Consider the following 23,207-nt stretch of genomic DNA (forward strand, 5'->3'; position numbering starts at 1 on the left):
GCTACAAATAAGGTCAGCACCTTTCACGGGAAAAGTCAGGAAAAGTTACAAACGGCTTTTTACGTTATTTAAGGGCGAATGCGGCAACGCAGTAAGCTGGTAGTATTAAGATTAAGGTGCAAAAACGGGCTACATGAACAACTACGCTGATGCGGGCTTCGTCAATAACAACTACTGGACGAGTGACGCAACAGGTAGCAACCAGTTCAATGTCAACTCGAACAACGGCAACGTCAACAGCAACAGTGCCAGCAACTCCCGCTATGGCCTTTGCACCGAGGCCTTATTACAGTGTGCTCTGCTATGGGTGTGTTTGAATAAATTGATGTAAAAATTGTTTTTTTACATGCACCGCTGTATAGGCACTATTACTTGGCACAAAGTAGTGATTGAGTCTATTGAAATGGTGCTCAATGACCTGTTTACGCAGTCGATAGTGGTTAGCATGTTTCATTAAACCTAAATAACTATTGATGACTGCTTCCATTTTTTTGAGTAATGGGTAATCAACTGTTAAAGGTTGCTCAATAATAGATTGCCAATAGGCGTTATTAGGAATAAAACTAAATTGTTTGTTGCTTGTGAGTAACTGATTAAAGAAGCGCAAATAATTGTTGAGTTTTTTAATGTTGCGACTGCGTAAATGTAAGTAATGAGGGTAAACCTTATAACCTAAATAATCAGCACCTTGCCGACATAGTTGTAAATGTTGTTTTTTGGGATGAAGTTGTAATTTTAGCTGTGTGGTAAGAAATTGGTTAATTTGTTGTTTCCATGCTAATAATTGTTTAGCCGAATTGCCAAGTATAAAAAGGTCATCCATATAACGCACATAACCTTTTATTTTTAATTGATGTTTTATAAAGTGGTCAAGCGGATTTAAATATAAATTAGCAAAAAGTTGGCTACTTGCTGAACCAATCGGAATCCCTGTATCCGGAGGAGATGACGCTAATCGCTTATGTTTGGGAATGGTTGCTAATAATGCTCTGCTACCGCTAACAACATAAGCAGATTGTGCGACATTTTGTAGTAATATTTTACTTGATACATAGGCAATTAATGATTGGTTATGGGGTGCATGTTTTTTTAATAAGGTTAACCAGTTATTGAGTAATGTTGGGCGATGGATTGAGTTGAAATAATTTTGAATATCAAGCTGTAAATAGTAAGTATTATTGGGTCTACGCATTAATTGTTGTACTCGCTTTACGGCATATAAAGTACCTTTACCAATACGATTAGAGTAAGAGTCTTCAATAAAGTGAGGACTAATAATTGGCTCAGCTTGGTTTACTAACCAACATTGCAATAATCTGTCACGATAAGCTGGTGCATAGATTTCGCGTAGCTTTGGGTCGCAAACGGCAAAACGTGTATAGGTGCTTGGTTGGTACTTTTGGTTCAGTACATCGTTTGCTAACTCGTTACAAAGTTCAGCAATGTTCAACAGTGATAACGATTTTTGTAAACTTTGTGCGGTTTGTGTGGCTGCATTTAATAATTGTTTTGTGAGGTTATTATGCATAATGAATTGCCTAATCCTATTAAATCAACTTTTGTTCAACCTAAAATATTTAATGATTTAGTGACATTATACCAATGCTATTGGCAAACGCATTGCCACTTACCAAAGTCCTTTAAATTTACCACTGGCGAAGCGATATTGACCGAGCTAACTGAGGCAATTCGTTCTGCAGTATTATCTAATATCGTTGACCGAGATAACATCAAAGAATGCCAATCCGCCATTAAACAGTTACAACATATTCGCGCCTCGTTAGATGTTATCAAAGGGCTATTGTGTGTAGGTTGGAAAATGAAAATGATATCACACGGTGCTTTTGCTTTATTCAACCAATCCATCGACAACATCCAAAAGCAGACCACGGGTTGGCAACATTGGTTTATGGCGCAGATGAATGATGAGGATTTAAGCTAAGGCTAAAACAAAAACAAAATTAAAAAAGCGCATTAATTTAAACGTTTTTATTTCACAAAAAAAACACCTTATTTACTCACAAAAAATCGGTCAGAAAAGGTATTGATTTTATTAAAGTTTTTCTGGCTGTTTTTTTACAAAAACCGCCTAATAAAAACACAACAATTCTTCCCAAAAAAGATGATTATGTTATTTGTCCTATTCCGGCGTCAGAATGTGCCGACAACAGAGCGAGGTTAGCACGCCAAACAGGGATGTTTGGCGTGTTTGTGGTGCGCTTGGAGCGCGTCCACAAACGGTGCGTTAAGACCGAGCGACGGCGGACAAATTTGTCTGGAACAAATTTGAACATCTGAGCAAAGCGAAGATGGCCTCGAAGAGGCGAGTATCAGGATGATACGAGTAATTGCGGAGGGTAGCCGCAGGCCACATTCTGCAGCCAAAGCGTGGGTTGTCAGGGAATTCGCTTTAATTCCCTGACTCGGACGTGGTCACTGTAGCTATTTTATTCACCCAAGGTCAAAACGTCCGAAACCACCGCACCCAATTTATTCTATTCACCAACCCCAAAAGGCTTGATTTTCCGCTCAAAAATCAGTCAGAAAAGGTATTGATTTTATTAAAGTTTTTATTTTTGTTTTTTTAAGTAAAATCAACCATTTAAAAAACCTATCGATTTGCATTGATAACCTACTCACTGCTACTTTTTGCTAATAGCTTGTCTACATCCCCCCTTATTTAAATTAATTTACCAATAAACCATTTCCCCTCGTTGTGAGATAATTTGCATTGTTTAATATTGCATCAATTATCGGCAGTTTAAAGACTATTTTATTGGTTTATGGTATGATTATCGCCAAATTCAACGACAATAAGTTATGGTGATTATGAGTTATCAAGTTCTGGCACGCAAATGGCGACCAAAATCATTTTCTGAAGTTGTGGGGCAGGAACATGTCCTTAAAATTTTGTCTAATGCGCTATCACTTGGTCGCGTTCATCATGCTTATTTGTTTTCAGGCACGCGTGGCGTGGGTAAAACGTCAATTGCGCGTTTGTTAGCTAAAGGGCTTAATTGCGAAACTGGCATTACAGCAACGCCTTGTGGGATTTGTGATAATTGTCGTGATATTGAGCAAGGGCGATTTGTTGATTTACTTGAAATTGATGCTGCATCGCGTACCAAGGTCGAAGATACACGCGAAATACTTGATAATATTCAATACTTGCCAACCAAAGGGCGTTTTAAGGTCTATTTGATTGATGAAGTCCACATGTTGTCACGCAGTAGTTTTAATGCACTACTCAAGACCCTAGAAGAGCCGCCCGAGCATGTTAAGTTCTTATTGGCGACAACGGATCCACAAAAATTACCGATTACTATTTTGTCGCGTTGTTTGCATTTGCATTTAAATGTGCTTGATACAGCGCTAATCAGCAAACAATTAGCTCATATTTTACAGTTAGAACAAATTAGCAGCGAACCTAAAGCGATTGGGATGTTGGCAAAAGCCGCTAATGGAAGTATGCGTGATGCACTGAGTTTGACCGATCAAGCCATTGCCCTTGGTAATGGTAAGGTTGATGCTAATTCGGTGGCGGTTATGCTTGGTACGCTTGATAAATCGATTCCGTTTTCGTTTGTTGAGGCATTGCATCATAGTGATGGTAATGCACTAATGCAACAAATCGAAGCCGCTGCTATGCAGGGGGCGGATTGGGATAATTTATTAGCCGAAACCATTACCTTGTTGCACCAAATTGCGTTATTACAAGTAGTGCCAACAGCATTAGGTGATTATACCGATAACGAAGACCGTATCCGCTTTTTAGCACAATATATGTCGCCGAATGATGTGCAGTTGTTTTATCAAATTTTGTTGATGGGTCGTAAAGAGCTTGCTTTTGCTCCCGATAAAAAAATCGGTGTTGAAATGAGCTTTTTACGTGCTTTGGCTTTTATGCCTAAGGCGGTTGATGCGGTCACTCCCCCCGTCGTAGTTAGTCCTGTTTCTGTTGAAAGCAATACGAAGCCACAAGGGCAAATGCATTCGCAAACTCAGAATGATATCCCTGCGCTAGCAACAAGTGCACCACAAGTAAGTCAGCCTGAGAATATCCCAGTTGCTGACTCAGAGCAAACTACATCATCAGCCCTTGATTCGCAAAAATCAGAGCTTAGTTCACCTTTATCAAAACAACCGCAAAACTCTTCGCAACTTATGAGTGATACGTCGCCTGTTATAACCCAAAAGGTTGAGCAAACGGCTAATACTAAATCAACCACTGGCGATGTAGCGATTCCTGAAGATGTTTCATCGGTGACTAAGAGTATTTTAGAAATGCGTATGCAGTTGATGAAAGAGGAACAAAATCCAAAAAAGTCTAACGCGGTTGGCGCGACTAATGTGGCCCAACCAAAAAATCCAGTAATCAGTTCATCACTTAAACGAATTAAACAAAATAAGGCTCCTGTTGAGTCTATCAATACCCGTAGTGGTGAAGATAGTCGTGATAACGAAGAAGAAATCACAGCGGAAAATTATCAATGGCAAGCCAGTGGTTTAATTGCTATGAAAGATGAGATCGTGGTTGATACAAAAGCATTCCGCGAGTCACTTAATGGCGAAAAGACCCCCGAAATGACCAAAAAACTGATTGCCGAAATGGCTCAAAAAGATGCATGGTGTGCTGAAATTGAACAGTTGGATTTGTCGCCTTTAATTAAACAAATTGTGGTTAACTCCGCTTTTGAGCAAGTAGATAATGGAACGATAGTGTTGCATATGCGATCGGCAGTTAAACACTTAATTAATTCAGCAGGGAATGTGATTAAAGTGAAAAAAGCACTTTGTAAATATCATAATCAAGATCTTGATGTGAAGATTGTTATTGATGATGATCAAAATCGTAAGACGCCAATCGAAATGCGTGAAGAGTTGTATCAACAAAAACTAGCTCAGGCAAAAATAACCATTGCCGAAGATCCAAAAGTGGCAACAATTTGCCGATATTTTGATGCCAAGATTGATGAAGCAAGTGTTCGTCCTGTATAATCGTGGCTATATTTTTTAACGAGGAATTATTATGTTTTCAGGTGGAAAAGGCGGCTTGGGTAATTTAATGAAACAAGCCCAACAAATGCAAGCAAAAATGCAACAAGCTCAAGAAGAGATCGCTAAATTAGAAGTAACTGGCGAGTCGGGCGCGGGTATGGTTAAAGTCACTATTAACGGTACGCATAGCTGTAAACGTGTTGAAATTGATCCATCACTATTAGCAGAAGACGATAAAGAGATGTTAGAAGATCTTATTGCCGCTGCTTATAACGATGCTGCTCGTCGTTTAGATGACGCACAAAAAGAAAGAATGGCGCAAGTAACTGGTGGTATGCAACTACCTCCAGGCTTTAAAATGCCGTTTTAAGTTAACGCATTCATTTAGTCAATTAACCCTTTTATATTGCCGAGTTTGTTAATCAACTCGGCAATGTTTTAGTTATGCCTGTCTATTTATACAGTTTTTCTTTATTATTTTTTTGCTATCAGGTAAACTACTTTAATCATTTGCTTAATTATTACGCTTTATTATTAAGGATATATTGTGATTGGTCGTTTACGTGGCACTATTATTGAAAAGCAACCTCCTAAAGTACTGATTGAAGTTGGTGGAGTCGGTTACAATGTGTTTATGCCGATGACCTGTTTTTATGAATTACCTGAAAACGGGAAGGAAGTTATTGTGTTAACTCATTTTGCTGTGCGTGAAGATGCCCAAGTGCTTTATGGGTTTAATCAAGAGCAGGAACGTGAGTTATTTCGTGAGCTAATTAAGGTTAATGGTGTTGGTCCCAAATTAGCGTTAGCTATTTTGTCGGGTATGTCTGCATCGCAATTTATTAGTGCGGTTGAACAAGGCGAAATTAAAACCTTAGTTAAGTTGCCGGGCGTAGGTAATAAAACGGCTGAACGGCTAATTGTTGAAATGAAAGATCGTATTAAGCGTTTTGGAGAGCAATTATCAAGCGCTAGTACAATTGTTGATACAGGTAATATTCTTAAATCGGCTAATCAAATTGAAGGCGAGGCGGTTTCAGCTTTAATTTCTTTAGGTTATAAACCGCAAGAAGCTAGTCGCATTATTAATAAAGTCATTAAGCCAGACATGGATAGCGAAACGCTGATTCGTGAAGCCTTAAAATCAGCATTATAAATAGGAATTTATTATGATTGAAGCGGATCGTTTAATTGCCCCACAAGCACAAAAGGAAGAAGAGTCACTTGATCGTGCTATTCGCCCTAAATGTTTGGACGAATATATTGGGCAACCGCAAGTGCGGGAGCAGATGAAGATTTTTATTCAAGCAGCTAAACAACGTAGTGATGCGCTCGATCATGTACTTATATTTGGTCCACCAGGACTTGGTAAAACAACTTTAGCCAATATTGTGGCGAACGAAATGAATGTCAATTTACGCACCACTTCTGGTCCTGTTTTAGAAAAGGCTGGTGATTTAGCGGCTATGCTGACTAATTTAGAGCCTAACGATGTGCTGTTTATTGACGAAATCCACCGACTTTCCCCTGTAGTTGAAGAAATTTTATATCCTGCGATGGAAGACTACCAATTAGATATTATGATTGGTGAAGGCCCTGCTGCACGTTCGATCAAAATCGATCTTCCCCCCTTTACGTTAATTGGTGCAACAACTCGAGCTGGATCGTTAACTTCACCACTGCGGGATAGGTTTGGTATTGTGCAGCGCCTTGAGTTTTATCGAGTTGAGGATTTGGAATATATTGTTAGTCGTAGCGCTAAATTTTTGGGGATGGATTTGTCAGACGAAGGTGCACATTTAATTGCTAAACGTTCACGCGGTACACCACGAATTGCCAATCGTCTTTTGCGTCGTGTACGCGACTATGCCGATGTAAAATCAAAAGGGGTTATCGACAAAAAAATTGCCACTCAAGCACTTGATATGCTTGATGTTGATAACGAAGGCTTTGATTATATGGATCGTAAATTGTTGCTGGCTATTATCGAAAAGTTCATGGGTGGTCCAGTCGGATTAGATAACATTGCCGCTGCCATTGGTGAAGAGCGCGAAACGATAGAAGATGTGCTCGAACCCTTTTTAATTCAACAAGGTTATATTCAACGAACACCTCGTGGCAGAATCGCAACACCACATGCGTATCGCCATTTTGGCATTATTCAGGATAATTAGGTTAAAGTTGTGAGAAACTTAAGTTTCATAAAAAAACGTGACTATTAGATGAGTCACGTTTTTTTATTTACTGATGTTATATTGCTAATTTTGGCTTAACCGAGTTCTTTTTCAGTAAAAATGCCACTAAATAAATCGGTACTTAAATAACGCTCGCCAGAAGATGGCAAAATCACCACAATGGTTTTGTTGGTATTTTCAGGTAATTTTGCTAAGCGATCCGCGGCAAAAATAGCAGCACCCGATGATATTCCCGCTAATATGCCTTCTTTTTCCATCAATTCGCGAGCTGTTTCGATAGCGTCTTCGTTCGATACTTTTTCGACTATATCAATTAAACTTAAATCAAGATTTGTCGGAATGAAACCAGCTCCAATACCCTGAATTTTGTGCGGTCCTGGTTTGATAGGCTCGCCTGCTAGTGCTTGACTAATGACGGGTGAATTGGTCGGTTCAACGGCAACTGCGGTAATATTTTTGCCTTGTGTTTTTTTTATGTAACGTGTTACGCCAGTGAATGTACCGCCTGTTCCGACACCAGCAATAAAAATATCGATTTGCCCATCGGTATCTTGCCATATTTCTGGTCCCGTTGTTTTTTCGTGTATTTCTGGGTTAGCAGGATTACTAAATTGTTGTAGCATGAGATTCTTTTTAGGATCACTTGCCACAATTTCTTCGGCTTTTTCGATTGCGCCTTTCATCCCTTTGGCTGCTTCAGTTAAAATTAAATTGGCGCCTAAGGCTTTTAGCAGTTTTCGACGTTCAATACTCATGCTTTCAGGCATGGTTAAAGTTAATTTATAGCCACGAGCAGCAGCAACTGCCGCTAGCGCAATGCCTGTATTACCACTGGTTGGTTCGATTAGTTCGACGTCTGAAGTTAATAATCCTCGCTTTTCAGCATCCCAAATCATGTTCGATGCAATGCGACATTTAACACTAAAGCTGGGGTTGCGCGATTCAACTTTAGCTAATATATTGCCATGACCAAAGTGTTTTAAACGAACAAGTGGGGTATGACCAATGGTTTGTGAATTATCATCAAATATTTTGCTCATGTATGTATCCTTATCAATAACTTTTAAACGGATAGCCTTAAAATTTTTGCTAATTTTTATGAATTAGTATTATAAAGATAACTCAAAAAGATGATACTAATTAATAATTATAACAATATTCGTTTTGGTCATAAGCATAGTCAATTATGTTTTTTATATCTTTCTTAATAGTACTGTGTACCTATTTTTAATTGTATTAAAATCTAGCAATTTACCGATTTAGGCATAATTTTATGAGGGGATTAAATTTAAAGAGCAATATCTAAACTTTTTTTAAATTCATCCATCAACATCACTTTCCATCTCTAATTCGATCTTCTTAATCGCCTGTGCACAGCGATAAATACGATTATCAAGTGCGGCTATTTTGCTTTGGTTGATGACGTCCTGCGATAGTTCTAGCTCGTATTTCATCTCTTGCAATCGGCGTAAATAATCTAAATGGCGCATGTGTTTTTGGGCTAGGGTTTCTTCAATAATGGTGTCGGGTTCTTTTTGACGCAAATTGTGGGTGGCAAGTTCGCGCGTTAGGGCAGCCATTTGGTTGACTAATGTTTCTGATAAAAAAGTAATTTGCTCAATTTTTTCTGATTCGATATTTGCGACTAATGCTTGATACGTTTGTTTGACCTTTTCAAGGTAAAACGTTTTATCTGTGACAATTTTATTGGTATGAAAAAGTTGTTCGTCAAAATAAGGCTCTTTAAATTTCTGTTCGTTTGCCAAATGAACTTGTTGTTGTAATTGGTCAATTTGCTTTTGTAGTGTAGCGAGTAAATTTGCCATTGTTGTTAGTCTTTGTTATAAGGTGGGAGTATCATTATCTTGACCAAAATAATCGCCTAAGTGCAATTTTGCTAATGTTATGATTTTCATAAATGATTCAAATGTTAATGTATTGGTTTCGGTACCGTTTTCGGCAATGACTTTTTTAGTAATTAATTTTCCTTTTAGTTGATTATAGCAGTCAACTAAGTTAAGTGGTAAGGGCGATAGGGCACGTTTACCTAACCAAAATATTCCTTGTAGCGGCAGGCTTAAGGTAAATAGTATCGTTATTGCCGTGACCGCAATTGGTGCTGGCATGTAATATTGCCAAACCAGCAAACTAACCACGATAGGAGGTAAGTATTTAGTTGTGGTTTTTATGTGGTTAATGATTTTTACTTCAGGAAATGAATGTGCTAGTTGTTTGTCTGTCGGGCAAAGCTTCATATACCTTTGCCCAGCTTTATATGTGTTTATTAGATTCATATTTTTGTGACTCCTCGACATTCACTTCTTATTATCTTAAAATAGTACTATTCAAATTGGGGACTCTTTTTATTCTATCTCAAAAAGTAAGATATCAGAAGTCACCTTAGCGTAGTCACATTGATTTTTAAATCATGTGCAGAGTTACCAATTTTGATTGGTATATATCTTTTTATTCAATCTATAGGAATTACTATGTCATCAAGTAATAACGCTCTTGTTCTTAATTGCGGAAGTTCATCATTAAAATTTGCTATTATAAACCCTGAAAACGGTGATGAGTTTCTTTCTGGATTAGCCGAATGTTTTAACCTGCCTGATGCACGTATTAAGTGGAAACTTGATGGGGTTAAAGGTGAAGCATCTTTAGGTGCAGGTGCTGCACATAGTGAAGCAATTAAATTTATTGTTAATAGTATCTTCCCACAAAAACCAGAATTATTAGATAGTATTAAGTCTATTGGCCATCGCATTGTTCACGGTGGTGAAAAATACACTCAATCAGTTGTTATCGATGATTCAGTACTAAAAGGTATTGAAGATGCCGCTGCTTTTGCTCCATTACATAATCCTGCGCATTTAATTGGTATTCGTGAGGCGTTTGCTGCGTTTCCACATTTAAAAAATAAAAATGTGGCAGTATTTGATACAGCTTTCCATACTACAATGCCAAAAGAAGCTTATTTATACGCGATTCCTAACGAATTATACACAAAACATGGTATCCGTCGTTATGGTGCACATGGTACAAGTCACTATTATGTAAGCCAACAAGCAGCCAAATTATTAAATAAACCAGTTGAAGAAACTAATGTGATCACTTGTCACTTAGGCAATGGTGCATCAATCACTGCAGTTAAAAACGGTAAATGTGTTGAAACTTCAATGGGTCTAACACCACTTGAAGGTTTAGTCATGGGTACACGTAGTGGTGATATCGATCCTGCGATTATGTTCTTCTTACACGATAATTTAAAAATGTCTGTTGCTGATATTAATAACCTTTTAAACAAAAAATCTGGTTTATTAGGTTTAACGGGTGTGAGCAGTGACTGCCGTTATGTAACCGATAATTACGAAACAGATGAAAACGCTAAAAACGCTTTAGATGTGTTTGTTCATCGCTTAGTAAAATATATCGGTGGTTATGCTATGCTTTTAGACGGTCGTTTAGATGCTATAGTATTTACTGGTGGTATCGGTGAAAACTCAGAAGAAGTGCGTCGTATGGCATTACAAAAATTAGGTATTCTTGGGTTTGAACTTGATCAAGAACGTAACCTTGCAGCTCGTTTTGGTAAAGGTGGAACAATTACTAAAGATGGTTCAGCTATTGCGATGGTGATTCCAACCAATGAAGAACTAGTCATTGCTCAAGATGCTGCGCGTCTAACTGCGTAATAAATATTTAAAACCGCCTAAATGGCGGTTTGTTTTTTTATATAAAAGAATTAAGAGGTAACAATTATGTCTCGTACTATTATGCTGATTCCTACCGGTACCAATGTTGGATTAACAGGGGTGAGTCTTGGTGTTATTCGAGCTATGGAACGTCAAGGTATTAACTTAAACGTTTTCAAACCAGTAGCACAACCTAGAGCGGGTGGCGATGCACCAGACAATACGACAACATTAGTTAGTCATAACACTTCAATCCCAACACTAAAACCGCTTAAAATGAGCCATGTTGAAAATCTATTAGGTTTAAATCAACAAGATGTGTTAATGGAAGAGATTGTAGCTCTTTATGCTGAAAACACGAAAGGTGCTGATGTTGTTTTGGTTGAAGGTATTGTACCAACGTCTGATTATCCTTTTGCTAATGAACTCAATAATAATATCGCTAAAACTCTTGGTGCCGAAATTATTTTTGTGGTCAATATGGGCAAAGATACGCCAGAGCAACTTAGAGATCGCATTGAAATTGCTCGATCTAACTTTGGTGGCATTAAAAACGAAAAAATCGTTGGTGTGATTGTTAATAAAGTCAATGCGCCAGTTGAAGAACAAAGCCTTGCTCGTCCTGATGTTGCTGAAATTTATCACACACCTAAATTTGATGATAAAAAAATTACTATCGATGATTTAAATGCACACAGCCCATTACCAGTACTTGGATGTATTCCTTGGAATATGGATTTAAGTGCTTGTCGTTCTGTTGATATTGCTAAGCATTTTGATGCAAAAATTATTAATGAAGGTGATATCAAAAACCGTCGCATTAAACATATATCTTTCTGCTCACGTAGTGTGCCTAACATTATCAGTCATCTACAACCAAATGCACTGTTAGTGACTTCTGCCGATCGTGCTGATGTATTAGTGACGATTAGTTTAGCTGCTATGAATGGTGTGGCTATTGGTGGTGTGCTTTTAACTGGTGGTTATGAAATCGACGAAAAAATCGCAAAATTATGCCAACCTGCCTTTGATACTGGTTTACCTGTATTTACAGTTAAAACTAACACTTTCCAAACGTCAATTAACTTACAACAATTCAATTTAGAAATCCCTGTTGATGACAAAGAACGTATGGAAAATACCCAAAATTATATGGCTGATCATATCGATGCTAAATGGGTTAAATCATTAAATGAAGTGGTGAATTCTGCACGTCGTTTGTCTCCTCCTGCATTCCGTTACCAATTAACTGAACTTGCACGCAATGCGAAAAAAGTAGTGGTATTACCAGAAGGTGATGAACCAAGAACAGTTAAAGCAGCTGCAATTTGTGCTGAGCGTAATATCGCTAAATGCGTATTAATTGGTAATCCTGACGAAGTGCGTAAAGTTGCCGCTTCTCAAGGCGTAACTTTAGGTCAAGGTGTTGAAATTGTTGATCCTGAATTAATTCGTGAAAAATATGTACCTCGTTTAGTTGAATTACGTAAAAATAAAGGTATGACAGAAGTGATTGCTCGTGAGCAATTAGCTGATAACGTAGTACTTGGTACAATGATGCTTGAAGCAAATGAAGTTGATGGTTTAGTTTCAGGTGCTGTACATACAACTGCTAATACTATCCGTCCACCATTACAATTAATTAAAACTGCCCCAGGTAGTTCACTTGTTTCATCAGTATTCTTTATGTTAATGCCTGATCAAGTGTATATTTATGGTGACTGCGCAATTAATCCAGATCCAAATGCACAAGAGCTAGCTGAAATAGCTATTCAATCTGCTGATACAGCAATCGCCTTTGGTATTGAACCACGTGTTGCGATGATCTCTTATTCAACAGGTAGTTCAGGACAAGGTGCTGATGTTGAAAAAGTGAAAGAAGCAACCCGAATTGCTCAAGAAAAACGTCCAGATCTTATGATCGATGGTCCATTGCAATATGATGCTGCGGTAATGCCAGATGTAGCAAAATCGAAAGCACCAAATTCACAAGTTGCAGGTAAAGCAACAGTATTTATCTTCCCTGATCTTAATACGGGTAATACTACTTATAAAGCAGTACAACGTTCAGCCGATCTTGTTTCGATTGGTCCAATGCTACAAGGTATGCGTAAACCTGTGAATGATTTGTCTCGTGGTGCATTAGTTGACGATATTGTCTACACTATTGCATTAACCGCAATTCAATCAGCACAAGAACAAAACGCTGCAAAATAAGTTTAGCAAAACGTTTTAACTATAGATAAAAGGTGATGCAATATCACCTTTTTTTAATTAAATTTAGCTAAGTGATGGGTTTTAAAAGCTTGAGTTATAACGATTTAGTTTTAAAGTATTTTGTTCTAGAAATTTGAGACAAGGTCTTCAAAAACTTATTTTAAGTCAAGTCCAAACATTCAAAGTTGATAAAAACAATAAATAATAAAAATTTATAAATGATTTTATCCCTCTATGTTAGTTTTTAATAGTGTTAATAACATTTTCATAAATTGTTCTTTATCACCTTGTAATGTCGAAAAAAAATCTTTATCTATTTGTTCAACCAAAGGTACAGTTTCATTTGCTTTATTCAATCCTTTTTGTGTTAATTGAATGGATTTTGCTCGACTGTCTTTAATTGAGCAAGAGCGTTTTATATAATCCTTTTTTTCTAAATTCTCTAATATTTGGGAAATTGTCATCACATCGATATTTGTTTTATTTGATAAAATAACTTGTGTTATTTCGTCTGGTTGCTGTGATAGATAAGCAAGCGTTGCAAGCACTATAAATTGAGGATGAGTGATAGACTGTTTTTTCAAGCAATTTTTGATATTCGTATGCCAGGACGAATAAGTTTTCATAAAAATAAAACCAATAGATTCAGAATCAGTTTGGAATTGAGTCAAAAACTTATTGTCCTTTGTCATAATTTACCCTTCAACTAAGCCATTTAATTTGTAAGTTTTATCTATAATATCATCTGAAATCTGTTTTATAAAATCATAGGATGCTTTAGTATCCATTTTTGGATCCGGTTTTAGAGAAATTTCTGATTTTAATGCATATTGATTATGCGATATTTCAATAATCTGATGTGAGAAAAACAATAAACCTATTTCAGGCATATCAAATTGTTCTGTAAATTCTTGCTCATCAATAATTTTTGATAAAGTTACCTCCATTTCCGGTATATTTTGTAATTTGAAAATACCTTTAGACCCTGTTTTTAAGTCACCAAATATACGAAAGTCTTCAAGATCAGTTTCCCATAATTTTCTTAAATTAAGATCAGTATAGTATTGCCAAATTTGAGTTGGTTTAGCTTTGGTTGGTAATATGAAAGAAATTGAAATGGTATTCATAGCGGCTCCTTTTTATAAGTTGACTTGTTATAAGTTTACTTATTAATTAAGTAAAGAGAATTCAATTTTTTTGATTTGTTGACCTATTACGAGGTTAATTTGATGACCATGATATTGAATTCTGTAATAAGATGAGTTCAAAATTATTAATAATATAAAATATTTATAATTGTTTTTAATTAATGCTCTCAATTTAATTGGTAAATGGTACAATATCAGCCTAATTTTGTATTAGTTCATAGTTTAGGAATAAAATTGATGAAAAAAGACATCCACCAACAGCGCATATTAATCCTCGATTTTGGTTCACAAGTTACTCAATTAATTGCTCGTAGAATTCGTGAAATTGGTGTGTACTGTGAACTTTGGCCGTGGGATGTATCAGAAGAAAAAATTAAACAATTTAATCCTAAAGGTATTATTTTATCAGGTGGTCCAGAAAGTACTACAGAAGCTAATAGCCCTCGTGCTCCCGAGTATGTCTTTAATGCTGGCGTACCTGTTTTGGGTATTTGTTATGGCATGCAGACTATGGCAATTCAAGTTGGTAAGGGCGGTCAAGTCACTGGCTCTAACCAACGTGAATTTGGTTATGCTAAAGTGGATCTTATTGGATCGTCAAAATTAACTGATGGTATTTTGGATAGTACAAGCGAACAAGGCATTAATCAACTTGATGTCTGGATGAGCCACGGTGACAAAGTAACAACCTTGCCTGATTGTTTTACACTAATTGGTCGTACTGAAACTTGTCCATTTGCTATTATGGCTAATGACGAAAAACAATTTTATGGTGTCCAATTCCATCCAGAAGTGACTCACACTGTTAAAGGTTTCAAGTTATTGCAACGTTTTGTGATTGATATCTGTCACTGCGAAAAACTTTGGACACCATCTTCAATCATTACTGATGCTATTGCTCGAATTAAAGAACAGGTTGGTAATGACAAAGTATTACTTGGCTTATCTGGAGGGGTTGACTCTTCAGTTACAGCATTGCTATTGCACCAAGCCATTGGCGATCAGTTAACTTGTGTATTTGTTGATCATGGTCTGTTACGTTTGAACGAAGCACAACAAGTTATGGATATGTTTGGTAATAAATTTGGCTTAAATATTATTGCAGTAAATGCCGAAGAGCGTTTTTTAGCTGCACTAAAAGGTGAAGCAGATCCAGAAGCTAAACGCAAAATTATTGGACGTGAATTTGTTGCTGTATTTGATGAAGAAGCAGCAAAGTTAAAAGATGTAAAATGGTTAGCTCAAGGCACTATCTATCCTGATGTTATTGAATCGGCAGCTGCTGATACCGGCAAAGCTCATGTAATTAAATCACATCACAATGTTGGCGGCTTACCAGAAGATATGAAAATGGGCTTGGTCGAACCTTTGCGAGAACTATTTAAAGACGAAGTGCGCAAAGTGGGTTTAGAACTTGGGCTACCTTATGACATGCTTTATCGTCATCCATTTCCAGGACCAGGCCTAGGTGTGCGGGTACTTGGTGAAGTAAAGAAAGAATATTGTGACTTATTACGCAAAGCCGATGCCATTTTTATTGAAGAGCTATATAAGGCAGATTTATACCACAAAGTCAGCCAAGCTTTTACCGTATTTTTACCAGTACGCTCTGTTGGTGTAATGGGTGACGGTCGAAAATATGACTGGGTCGTTTCACTACGTGCAGTTGAAACTATTGACTTTATGACTGCTCATTGGGCTCATTTACCTTATGATTTTCTTGGTCGTGTATCCAATCGCATCATCAATGAAGTTAATGGTATTTCGCGAGTTGTTTATGACATAAGTGGAAAACCGCCAGCTACCATTGAGTGGGAGTGATTCCATTTAAAAATAGATATATTTTATAAAAAGCTTTGTTAATCAAGGCTTTTTATTTTTTATATTGGATTTTTTATTTTTCGAGATAAAAGTTCTCTATCTTGTTTTTTATAGCGCCATAGCCATTTCCCACTGGCTAATCGATGATAAAAGAATAGGCTTCTGATTATCCAATCAATAAACATACCAAACCAAACACCTATCACACCAAATGAAAAATAAACCCCTAAAAGATATCCAACTACAATTCGGCACATCCACATGCTACCTATTGCTATCCACATGGTATAGCTGGCATCTTTTGCGCCTTTAAAACCGTATGGCAAGACAAATGAGGATGCCCAAAATGGGGTGAATAGAGCATTAAACCATAGCAGGTGTTTGGCTATATCAATAACTTCTTGGTCGTTGGTGTATAGTGAGCTTAATAAGCCCGCAAAAGGTATTGATAAAAAAGCTAAAAGGCATAATAGAAAATTTGTTAAATGAAAGATAAATTTAAGTTGTCTGGTTGGTTGATATATTTGTCCCATACCTATGCGCTTACCGACGATGATAGTAGATGTGGCACCTAAAGTACCTCCAGGCAAATTAAGTAAGCCTGCGATTGAAAACGCAATAAAGTTGGCGGCTATGGTTGATGTACCCATTCCTGCTACAAAGGTTTGGGTTAGTAGTTTGCCTATATTAAACATTACCGATTCAACACTTGCAGGTAAACCGATGCTTAATATATCAATAAGAATTTTTGCATTAAACGAATGAAAGTAGCTTCTAAAAGGGATAAAAAGTGCTCGGCTTGGTTTGATAGTTAATACTAGTAATATAAAAAACATACCGCAATAACGTGATATAGTTAAGCCAATACCCGCACCAATAAATCCTAATCCTTGCCAATCAAATATACCGTAGATTAATACATAACTTATCGATAAATTTAAGATATTCATGATAATGTTTAAATACATGGGTAGTTTAGTATTTCCTGCCCCACGTAGTGCACCGCAACCAATTAAAATAAAGGCTAGCGCAGGGTAACCTAATACAGTTAATCTAAGAAAGGTTAATGACAATTCTTTAACATTGGCTTCGGCTTTACCTGCGATAATCTCAATTATCCAATATCCTGAAAATTCAATAAAAATAAATAATAAAATTGAGATAATAATGAGTAAAGAAATAGATTGTCTGGCGGCAACAACGGCTTTTTTTCGGTTGTGACGTCCAAGGCTAAAGGCAACGACTACTGATGTTCCAAGCGCAACAGCCATAAAAAATGACATGATAATCATATTAAAGCTTTCAGCTAGACCTACGGCAGCCATCTCGGCTTTGCCTATCCAGCTAACTAAAAATGTACTAAAAATACCCATTAATATAACTGACAGGTTTTCAATAAGTATAGGAATGGCTAAAGGGTAAATTTCTCGCCATAAGAGTACATTATTTGAATGTCTTTTTTTATATATTTGAAATTCTTTTAAGCGGCTAATAATTTCAACATTCAATTTAAGGCCTAAATTTATACATTAAAATATGCTGTTTATTATAACGCTATTATTTAACAGAAATAAGTTTATGCTTAAAAAATACATCTGGAATCGGTTGATAAATAATTTAATGTTAATATTTTAAATATTAATGATTCAAAATTAACTAAAAATAAATGTTTTTTTTTAATTGCTAACACATATAACGCTATATTTTATTGCGTAATTTCGTATTTGGCTTTATATTATTGCCAATAATCTTATTCTCGTTCTATTCTAATCATTTATAAACATAATTTATGCATAAAAAACGTCTTTCTTTGATTGTAGCGATCATTGCTGTTATTGCTTTGGTTATCATTATATATCTTGCTAATCAACCTAGTACGATTATATTACAAGGTGAGATTGAATCTAGCCGTGTTGATGTCGCAGCTAGGGTGCAGGGGCGAGTGATTCAATTTAATTATGATGTTGGGGATAATGTTAAACAAGGTGATGTTCTTCTTACCCTTTCAAACCCTGCGTTGTTAGCACAGTTTGCGACAGCTGAAGCAGAATTAAAAGTAGCAATGGCGAGTCGTGATAATACTTATAGTACTAGGCCAGAAACAATTGATGTGCAAAAAGCGCAATTAGATAAAGCGAATTCGGATTTAATTTTAGCACAAACAAGCTATGAAAGAATCGATCGCTTAGCTAAAAATGGCACTGTTTCAAAACAGAGTTATGATGAATCTTTTAACCAATATCAAGCGGCGATTAAAGCTCATGAAGCTGCTAAAGCTAATTTAGAATTAGCCGAAAATGGTAGTAGTATAGAACAGAAAAAATTAGCTGATGCGCAGGTGGAACAGTCTGAAGCTGCGTTATCGCAAGTAAAAGCGGATGTAAATGAATTAACTTTGGTTTCTCCTATCAATGGACAAATTACAACCCGTGTTGCAGAAACAGGGCAATTGTATAGCCCAGGAACGCCACTTTATTCTATTATTGATTTAAATGATATTTGGTTTACCTTTAATATTCGTGAAGATTTACTTGGAAATCTTAAAGTCGGCGATACGTTTCAAGTAAAAGTACCAGCATTAAATAATCAAATTATTGATGTTAAAGTCACTGTATTAAATGCATTAGGTCAATATGCTAATTGGCAAGCGACTAAAGCAACAGGGGATTTTGATCTGAAAACTTTTGAAATGCGTGCTAAACCAATCAATAAAGTGTCTGGTCTTCGTCCGGGAATGAGTGTCACAACAAAATGGCAATCTCATTAAAATAATCACTCAGGTGGCGATTATTTTACACAAAAGGAAACGGCATTGATGTCTAATTCGCTATTAAAAGTGATTAGGTGGGAACTGAGTAAAGTAATAAAACAACGTTTTTTGTTTTTAATGGTTTTCATCTATCCTTTATTATTTATTTTTTTATTTCTTTACATGTACCATGCTGGCATTATTACTCAGGTACCTATCGCTGTTGTTGATCAAGATACAACTAAATCATCACGTTTACTGATCCAACAAGTTGCCGCTTCACCGCAGTTACAAGTAGCTAAACGTTATCAAGATCTTTCTTCTGCCAAACATGCCTTAATTAAGGGAGATGTTTATGCTGTGCTTTTTATTCAGCCTGAGTTTGAAAAAGATCTTATAGCCGGTCATCAACCAGAAGTTGTGGCTTTTTATAATAACCAATATATGTCTGCTGGTACGATTATTTTCCGAGCTATGAGTTCTGCATTAAAAACGGCAAATAGCCAAATAGTCTTGCAAGGGTTGTTAGAAAAGGGAATTGCAGCACCTGTTGCGGAAGGTCAAATGCAAACTGTCCCAACAAGTTTACATCCACTATATAATCCAACATTAAATTATCTATATACCTTAATTAGCGGTATCATTCCGACTATTTTGCAGATAATTATTATGATGGCAATGGTAACAAGTATTACTCGTGACCGCTTTGATGTAACGAGTTATCAAAAAACGTTACAATTAGCTAATCATAATATTTTTATTTTTCTATTGGGACGTATTCTTCCTTATTTTTGTTATTTTTTATTTTGCCTCAGTTTATTTGATATTATTTTAATCACTTATTTTCATTTACCACTAAATGGGAATTTTATACTGCTTATACTCGGTGGAATGGAATTTATTTTAACTTCATGTTTATATGGTGTTTTCTTTGGTTTAACAGGATCAACACTAGCGCAAGCTTATGGCAGTGCAAGCTTAGTTGCATCTCCATGTTTTGGATTTACAGGGCTTATTTTCCCTCGTATTGCAATGAATACTTTTGCTTATGTTTGGGGGGCTTTATTACCCGTGACATGGTATATAGAGATTCGTCTGGATCAAACTCTAAGAGCTCCGAGTATAATGACTTCATTAGAACCATTTGTTTATTTATTGATCCAATTAAGCGTTGTTGTCACTCTTATCACTCTCCATTTACGAAAAATCCGTAGGCGGTTAATATGATTAAATCTTTACTATTAATTTCCTATGATGAATTAAAACGTATTTTCCAAACTAAAGCGATAGTTAGCGTTATGTTTGTAGGGATTTTTATCTATTTCTTCTTTTATCCACAACCTTACTTAAATGAAGCGATACGAGATGTTCCCATTGCAGTTATCGACCAAGATAATTCCAACTATAGTCGAGAGCTAATAAGGCAAATGGATGCCAATAAATCTATTAAAATAGATTTGCATATTGCGGATTTACAAACCGCTAAAAAGCAGATTGAAGAACGTAAAATATATGGTGCAATACTGATACCTTATCGTTTTCAGCAGCATATTTTAGAAGGGAAAACCAGCTCTGTTTTATATTATGGTGATGCTAGCTATATTTTAATTTATAGTAATGTCGCAACCGCTATTAATACTGTTGCTAGCAATTTTGGCGCTAACATTTCAATTTCTCGAAAAATAGCTCAAGGTGTTGATCCTGCGGTAGCGACTAATAATGTTTCGCCGTTTAATACTCAGTTGATTAGCTTATTTAATCCTCAATCAGGTTATGCAACCTATATTATTCCTGCAGCTTTTATTTTGATCTTATATCAAACATTACTTATTGGCAGTATTTTATGTCGTTTATTTAGTAAAAACTCTAATTTTGAACAAGATTTTATTAAAAAGCAGAATAATTCCTCATCTTCAGCATTATTACTACTTTTGGGTAAATTATTGACCTATTTAGTACTCTATTTAATCTATTTTATTATTTATACCGTATTTGCTAATTATTGGTATGAGTTACCACGACTAAGTCATCTTTCAGTTTCGTTATCATTTATTATTCCCTTTATTTTTTCTACGGCGTTATTAGGTAAAGTGATATCACATGTTGTCCATACGGTGAGTGATGTGTTTTGCTTAATCATACCGTCAAGTATGGTTATATTTTTTGTTACAGGACTCTCTTGGCCCAAAGAATTAATGCCTTCTTTGTTCTACTTGATTGGCGATATATTTCCTGCGGTACCTGCCATAGTAGGCTCGGTAAAAATTAATCAAATGGGAGCAAGCTTTTCTGAATTTAGCCAGCAATATTGGCATTTGTGGATATTAACCATTGTTTATTTTTGTATCGCATTCATGTTAGAAAAACGTTGCATTCAAAAGGCAATGTCTGCATATATTAGTGAAGAAAAAGAAAAAAATTAAAACTACTGTGCTTAAATCAAAATAAAAACACAGATTTGATAGGGTATTTTCTAAGTTTTGCATCGATTTGTTTAGTGCTTTTTAAAATAGGCTTATCTTTTTAACTCTATGATGAAAAACTCATTTTCTAAATTAAGTTTTGATAATTAACTATAAATATAAAAATTTAAAGCTCATCTTGAAGGGTGATGTATATCATTATATCATAGCCAACCATAAAGGCTTTATTCACTAAAATAACAAATAAATGAGTCCTCATGTTAATTAATGCTAAAACTATTCTTGATAAATTAAACCCACATAATAAAGTTAATTACGATTCTGTTCTAAAAGAAGTGATTGCTGATTGGCAATCGGGCGAAGTTCGACCTAAGCTGCTGATTCATAGCTGTTGTGCACCGTGTAGCACTTATGTTTTAGAATATTTGGCGCAGTATGCCGATATTACAATCTATTTTGCTAACTCTAATATTCATCCGCGTGTTGAGTATGAATATCGTAGCGTAGTGCAACAAAAGTTTATTGCTGATTTTAATGAAAAAACGGGTAATAATGTTCAGTTTTTAGAAGCTCCTTATCAGCCTGCAGAATTTATTAAACAAGTTGAACATTTACGTGATGCCCCCGAAGGTGGTGAGCGTTGTCATCTTTGTTATAAAATGCGTTTGGATTTAGCTGCAATAAAAGCTCAAGAACTGGGTTTTGATTATTTTGCTAGTGCATTAACTCTTAGTCCTAAAAAAAATAGCCAAAAAATTAATGAATTGGGGTTTGAAATCCAAGAAATCTTCTCGGTCAATTACCTTCCTTCTGATTTTAAAAAAAATAATGGTTATAAACGTTCTATTGAACTTTGTAAAGAGTACGATGTTTATCGACAATGTTATTGTGGCTGTATTTTTGCAGCTAAAGCACAAGGTGTTGATTTAAAAAATGTGATTACAATTGCTAAGCAAGGTTTAGCCAAAAGTAGTCTTTAAACGATTAACATATTTAATCTGGCAATATATACTCAAAAGTATATATTGCCTAAAACGCCGTGTCATTCTGTTGATTTTGCTGATGCAATATAAAGGTCCAGAACAGCGTGTGATTTAATAATACTGTTGTACTTTGTTTATGTATACTAAAGTTCATAGCAGTTGAACCGATGTTTTATGACAAAGTGGCAATTGGGATCACCAGCTAGCAGTTTTCATGAGCTAAATTATTTACATTTTATGCTTCCTTATTTAAAAAATACACAATTACTGTGCATTGTTTAATTCTTATAAAATGATATAGTTAGATTTATTTTTCAAATTTAATTATAGCAGTCGGTTTGACGACAGGAATGTAGATGTTATCAATTTATCAATTAAAACCCAAATTTCAAGCATTACTCCGTCCTTATACAGATCGTCTTTATAAAGCCAATATTACAGCTAACCAAGTAACCTTAGTTGCTTGTTTGGGCTCTGTTATGATTGCTTTTATCGTTGGATTATTGGCATCATATCAATGGATTTTTGGCTTGATTCCTTTATGGATGTTCATTCGTATGGCACTCAATGCTATTGATGGAATGTTAGCCCGAGAATACAACCAAAAATCAAACTTAGGTGCTTATTTGAATGAAATTTGTGATGTGATTTCGGATTGTGCATTGTTACTTATTTTTACGCAACTAGTTGATGTAAATATTTATTTAGTTATTTTTGTCGTTCTGCTGTCGTTCCTAACGGAATATAGTGGTATTTTAGGTGTTATGATTGGTGCTTCAAGACGATATGATGGGCCAATGGGGAAAAGTGATCGGGCGTTTATTTTTGGAGTGATAAGCTTAGGTATTGCAACTTATTTATTACCTTTAAGTTGGATCAATGTACTGCTATGGATTATCAGTTTTTTACTTATGTATACAGTCATTAACCGAGTCCGAAAAGGTATGCAAGAAGCAAACAAATAACAAGGAGAAAAAC

20 protein-coding genes are annotated in these 23,207 nt (G+C 35.9%); 13 read left to right on the forward strand and 7 right to left on the reverse strand.

The genetic code is table 11. From position 1 onward, the window contains the following. Nucleotides 1–301: 301 nt before the first annotated feature. Nucleotides 302–1,528: an RNA-directed DNA polymerase gene (locus ACYIAJ_RS00005; RefSeq protein WP_483564111.1), complete on the reverse strand. Its 1,227-nt coding sequence runs from the start codon at nt 1,526–1,528 to the stop codon at nt 302–304. Between ACYIAJ_RS00005 and ACYIAJ_RS00010 the strand changes: the two genes are divergently transcribed. The 5 genes from ACYIAJ_RS00010 to ruvB all read left to right on the forward strand — a co-directional run bounded on the left by ACYIAJ_RS00010 (nt 1,523) and on the right by ruvB (nt 7,172). Continuing rightward, nucleotides 1,523–1,942 (forward strand): four helix bundle protein, encoded by a 420-nt coding sequence (locus ACYIAJ_RS00010; RefSeq protein WP_483564112.1) that lies wholly within the window; start codon nt 1,523–1,525, stop codon nt 1,940–1,942. The two genes, ACYIAJ_RS00005 and ACYIAJ_RS00010, sit on opposite strands and share 6 nt — an antisense overlap. Nucleotides 1,943–2,829: 887 nt before the next feature. Continuing rightward, complete coding sequence (gene dnaX / locus ACYIAJ_RS00015; protein ID WP_483564113.1) at nt 2,830–4,998, forward strand: DNA polymerase III subunit gamma/tau; 2,169 nt, start codon at nt 2,830–2,832, stop codon at nt 4,996–4,998. A 31-nt stretch (nt 4,999–5,029) separates the two neighbouring features. Next, nucleotides 5,030–5,368: a YbaB/EbfC family nucleoid-associated protein gene (locus ACYIAJ_RS00020; protein WP_091347193.1), complete on the forward strand. Its 339-nt coding sequence runs from the start codon at nt 5,030–5,032 to the stop codon at nt 5,366–5,368. Nucleotides 5,369–5,545: 177 nt separating this feature from the next. Continuing rightward, on the forward strand, nt 5,546–6,154 hold the full coding sequence (ruvA, locus tag ACYIAJ_RS00025; RefSeq protein WP_483558397.1) for a Holliday junction branch migration protein RuvA: 609 nt from the start codon (nt 5,546–5,548) through the stop codon (nt 6,152–6,154). A 13-nt stretch (nt 6,155–6,167) separates the two neighbouring features. Continuing rightward, nucleotides 6,168–7,172 (forward strand): Holliday junction branch migration DNA helicase RuvB, encoded by a 1,005-nt coding sequence (gene ruvB / locus ACYIAJ_RS00030; RefSeq protein WP_091347189.1) that lies wholly within the window; start codon nt 6,168–6,170, stop codon nt 7,170–7,172. Nucleotides 7,173–7,267: 95 nt separating this feature from the next. On the opposite strand, the gene cysK is transcribed toward ruvB, so the two are convergent. From cysK to yfbV, 3 genes are all read right to left on the reverse strand, one after another. Further along, nucleotides 7,268–8,233, reverse strand: a complete 966-nt coding sequence (gene cysK, locus ACYIAJ_RS00035) for a cysteine synthase A (protein WP_483564114.1) — start codon at nt 8,231–8,233, stop codon at nt 7,268–7,270. A 279-nt stretch (nt 8,234–8,512) separates the two neighbouring features. Continuing rightward, nucleotides 8,513–9,019, reverse strand: a complete 507-nt coding sequence (gene priC / locus ACYIAJ_RS00040) for a primosomal replication protein PriC (protein WP_483564115.1) — start codon at nt 9,017–9,019, stop codon at nt 8,513–8,515. 15 nt (nt 9,020–9,034) lie between these two features. Next, the gene (gene yfbV, locus ACYIAJ_RS00045; RefSeq protein ID WP_483564116.1) at nt 9,035–9,487 is read right to left on the reverse strand and encodes a terminus macrodomain insulation protein YfbV; all 453 of its coding nucleotides are present in this window, start codon (nt 9,485–9,487) and stop codon (nt 9,035–9,037) included. A 195-nt stretch (nt 9,488–9,682) separates the two neighbouring features. Here yfbV and ACYIAJ_RS00050 point away from each other — a divergent pair, with 195 nt between their 5' ends. Beyond that, nucleotides 9,683–10,888 carry an acetate kinase gene (locus ACYIAJ_RS00050; protein WP_483558389.1) on the forward strand — a complete coding sequence of 402 codons (1,206 nt, stop codon included), beginning with the start codon at nt 9,683–9,685 and terminating at the stop codon, nt 10,886–10,888. A gap of 66 nt (nt 10,889–10,954) precedes the next feature. Continuing rightward, nucleotides 10,955–13,105: a phosphate acetyltransferase gene (gene pta, locus ACYIAJ_RS00055; RefSeq protein WP_483564117.1), complete on the forward strand. Its 2,151-nt coding sequence runs from the start codon at nt 10,955–10,957 to the stop codon at nt 13,103–13,105. Between the two features lie 224 nt (nt 13,106–13,329). Here pta and ACYIAJ_RS00060 read toward each other — a convergent pair whose 3' ends face one another. Together ACYIAJ_RS00060 and ACYIAJ_RS00065 are read right to left on the reverse strand one after the other, a co-directional pair. Then, a complete protein-coding gene (locus ACYIAJ_RS00060) occupies nt 13,330–13,797 on the reverse strand; it encodes a MarR family winged helix-turn-helix transcriptional regulator (RefSeq protein WP_483564118.1) in 468 nt (155 codons plus the stop codon). A gap of 3 nt (nt 13,798–13,800) precedes the next feature. Further along, the gene (locus ACYIAJ_RS00065; protein ID WP_065567570.1) at nt 13,801–14,232 is read right to left on the reverse strand and encodes an SRPBCC family protein; all 432 of its coding nucleotides are present in this window, start codon (nt 14,230–14,232) and stop codon (nt 13,801–13,803) included. 258 nt (nt 14,233–14,490) lie between these two features. Between ACYIAJ_RS00065 and guaA the strand changes: the two genes are divergently transcribed. Then, nucleotides 14,491–16,074 (forward strand): glutamine-hydrolyzing GMP synthase, encoded by a 1,584-nt coding sequence (guaA, locus tag ACYIAJ_RS00070; protein ID WP_483564119.1) that lies wholly within the window; start codon nt 14,491–14,493, stop codon nt 16,072–16,074. Between the two features lie 59 nt (nt 16,075–16,133). Here guaA and ACYIAJ_RS00075 read toward each other — a convergent pair whose 3' ends face one another. Beyond that, entirely contained in the window at nt 16,134–17,567 is a 1,434-nt protein-coding gene (locus ACYIAJ_RS00075; protein WP_483564291.1) for an EmmdR/YeeO family multidrug/toxin efflux MATE transporter, read from the reverse strand. A gap of 296 nt (nt 17,568–17,863) precedes the next feature. On the opposite strand from ACYIAJ_RS00075, the gene ACYIAJ_RS00080 reads away from it, so the two are divergent. From ACYIAJ_RS00080 to ACYIAJ_RS00100, 5 genes are all read left to right on the forward strand, one after another. Continuing rightward, on the forward strand, nt 17,864–18,841 hold the full coding sequence (locus ACYIAJ_RS00080) for an HlyD family secretion protein (protein WP_483564120.1): 978 nt from the start codon (nt 17,864–17,866) through the stop codon (nt 18,839–18,841). Between the two features lie 48 nt (nt 18,842–18,889). Next, nucleotides 18,890–20,050 (forward strand): ABC transporter permease, encoded by a 1,161-nt coding sequence (locus ACYIAJ_RS00085; RefSeq protein WP_483564121.1) that lies wholly within the window; start codon nt 18,890–18,892, stop codon nt 20,048–20,050. After that, entirely contained in the window at nt 20,047–21,246 is a 1,200-nt protein-coding gene (locus tag ACYIAJ_RS00090; protein ID WP_483558378.1) for an ABC transporter permease, read from the forward strand. Before ACYIAJ_RS00085 ends, ACYIAJ_RS00090 begins: the two co-directional genes overlap by 4 nt. 257 nt (nt 21,247–21,503) lie before the next feature. Then, the gene (locus ACYIAJ_RS00095; RefSeq protein WP_091347169.1) at nt 21,504–22,226 is read left to right on the forward strand and encodes an epoxyqueuosine reductase QueH; all 723 of its coding nucleotides are present in this window, start codon (nt 21,504–21,506) and stop codon (nt 22,224–22,226) included. Nucleotides 22,227–22,585: 359 nt separating this feature from the next. Beyond that, entirely contained in the window at nt 22,586–23,194 is a 609-nt protein-coding gene (locus ACYIAJ_RS00100; RefSeq protein WP_483564122.1) for a CDP-alcohol phosphatidyltransferase family protein, read from the forward strand. Nucleotides 23,195–23,207: the final 13 nt, after the last annotated feature.

The organism is Gilliamella sp. X-46 (assembly GCF_057063525.1).

Coding starts and splice junctions, on each gene's coding strand:
- ACYIAJ_RS00085 (WP_483564121.1), top strand. CDS start 18,890: ATGTCTAATTCGCTATTAAAAGTGATTAGGTGGGAACTGAGTAAAGTA.
- ACYIAJ_RS00090 (WP_483558378.1), top strand. CDS start 20,047: ATGATTAAATCTTTACTATTAATTTCCTATGATGAATTAAAACGTATT.
- ACYIAJ_RS00010 (WP_483564112.1), top strand. CDS start 1,523: ATGCATAATGAATTGCCTAATCCTATTAAATCAACTTTTGTTCAACCT.
- dnaX (WP_483564113.1), top strand. CDS start 2,830: ATGAGTTATCAAGTTCTGGCACGCAAATGGCGACCAAAATCATTTTCT.
- ACYIAJ_RS00020 (WP_091347193.1), top strand. CDS start 5,030: ATGTTTTCAGGTGGAAAAGGCGGCTTGGGTAATTTAATGAAACAAGCC.
- ACYIAJ_RS00080 (WP_483564120.1), top strand. CDS start 17,864: ATGCATAAAAAACGTCTTTCTTTGATTGTAGCGATCATTGCTGTTATT.
- ACYIAJ_RS00060 (WP_483564118.1), bottom strand. CDS start 13,797: ATGACAAAGGACAATAAGTTTTTGACTCAATTCCAAACTGATTCTGAA.
- guaA (WP_483564119.1), top strand. CDS start 14,491: ATGAAAAAAGACATCCACCAACAGCGCATATTAATCCTCGATTTTGGT.
- ACYIAJ_RS00050 (WP_483558389.1), top strand. CDS start 9,683: ATGTCATCAAGTAATAACGCTCTTGTTCTTAATTGCGGAAGTTCATCA.
- priC (WP_483564115.1), bottom strand. CDS start 9,019: ATGGCAAATTTACTCGCTACACTACAAAAGCAAATTGACCAATTACAA.
- ACYIAJ_RS00065 (WP_065567570.1), bottom strand. CDS start 14,232: ATGAATACCATTTCAATTTCTTTCATATTACCAACCAAAGCTAAACCA.
- ACYIAJ_RS00095 (WP_091347169.1), top strand. CDS start 21,504: ATGTTAATTAATGCTAAAACTATTCTTGATAAATTAAACCCACATAAT.
- ACYIAJ_RS00100 (WP_483564122.1), top strand. CDS start 22,586: ATGTTATCAATTTATCAATTAAAACCCAAATTTCAAGCATTACTCCGT.
- yfbV (WP_483564116.1), bottom strand. CDS start 9,487: ATGAATCTAATAAACACATATAAAGCTGGGCAAAGGTATATGAAGCTT.
- pta (WP_483564117.1), top strand. CDS start 10,955: ATGTCTCGTACTATTATGCTGATTCCTACCGGTACCAATGTTGGATTA.
- ACYIAJ_RS00005 (WP_483564111.1), bottom strand. CDS start 1,528: ATGCATAATAACCTCACAAAACAATTATTAAATGCAGCCACACAAACC.
- ruvB (WP_091347189.1), top strand. CDS start 6,168: ATGATTGAAGCGGATCGTTTAATTGCCCCACAAGCACAAAAGGAAGAA.
- cysK (WP_483564114.1), bottom strand. CDS start 8,233: ATGAGCAAAATATTTGATGATAATTCACAAACCATTGGTCATACCCCA.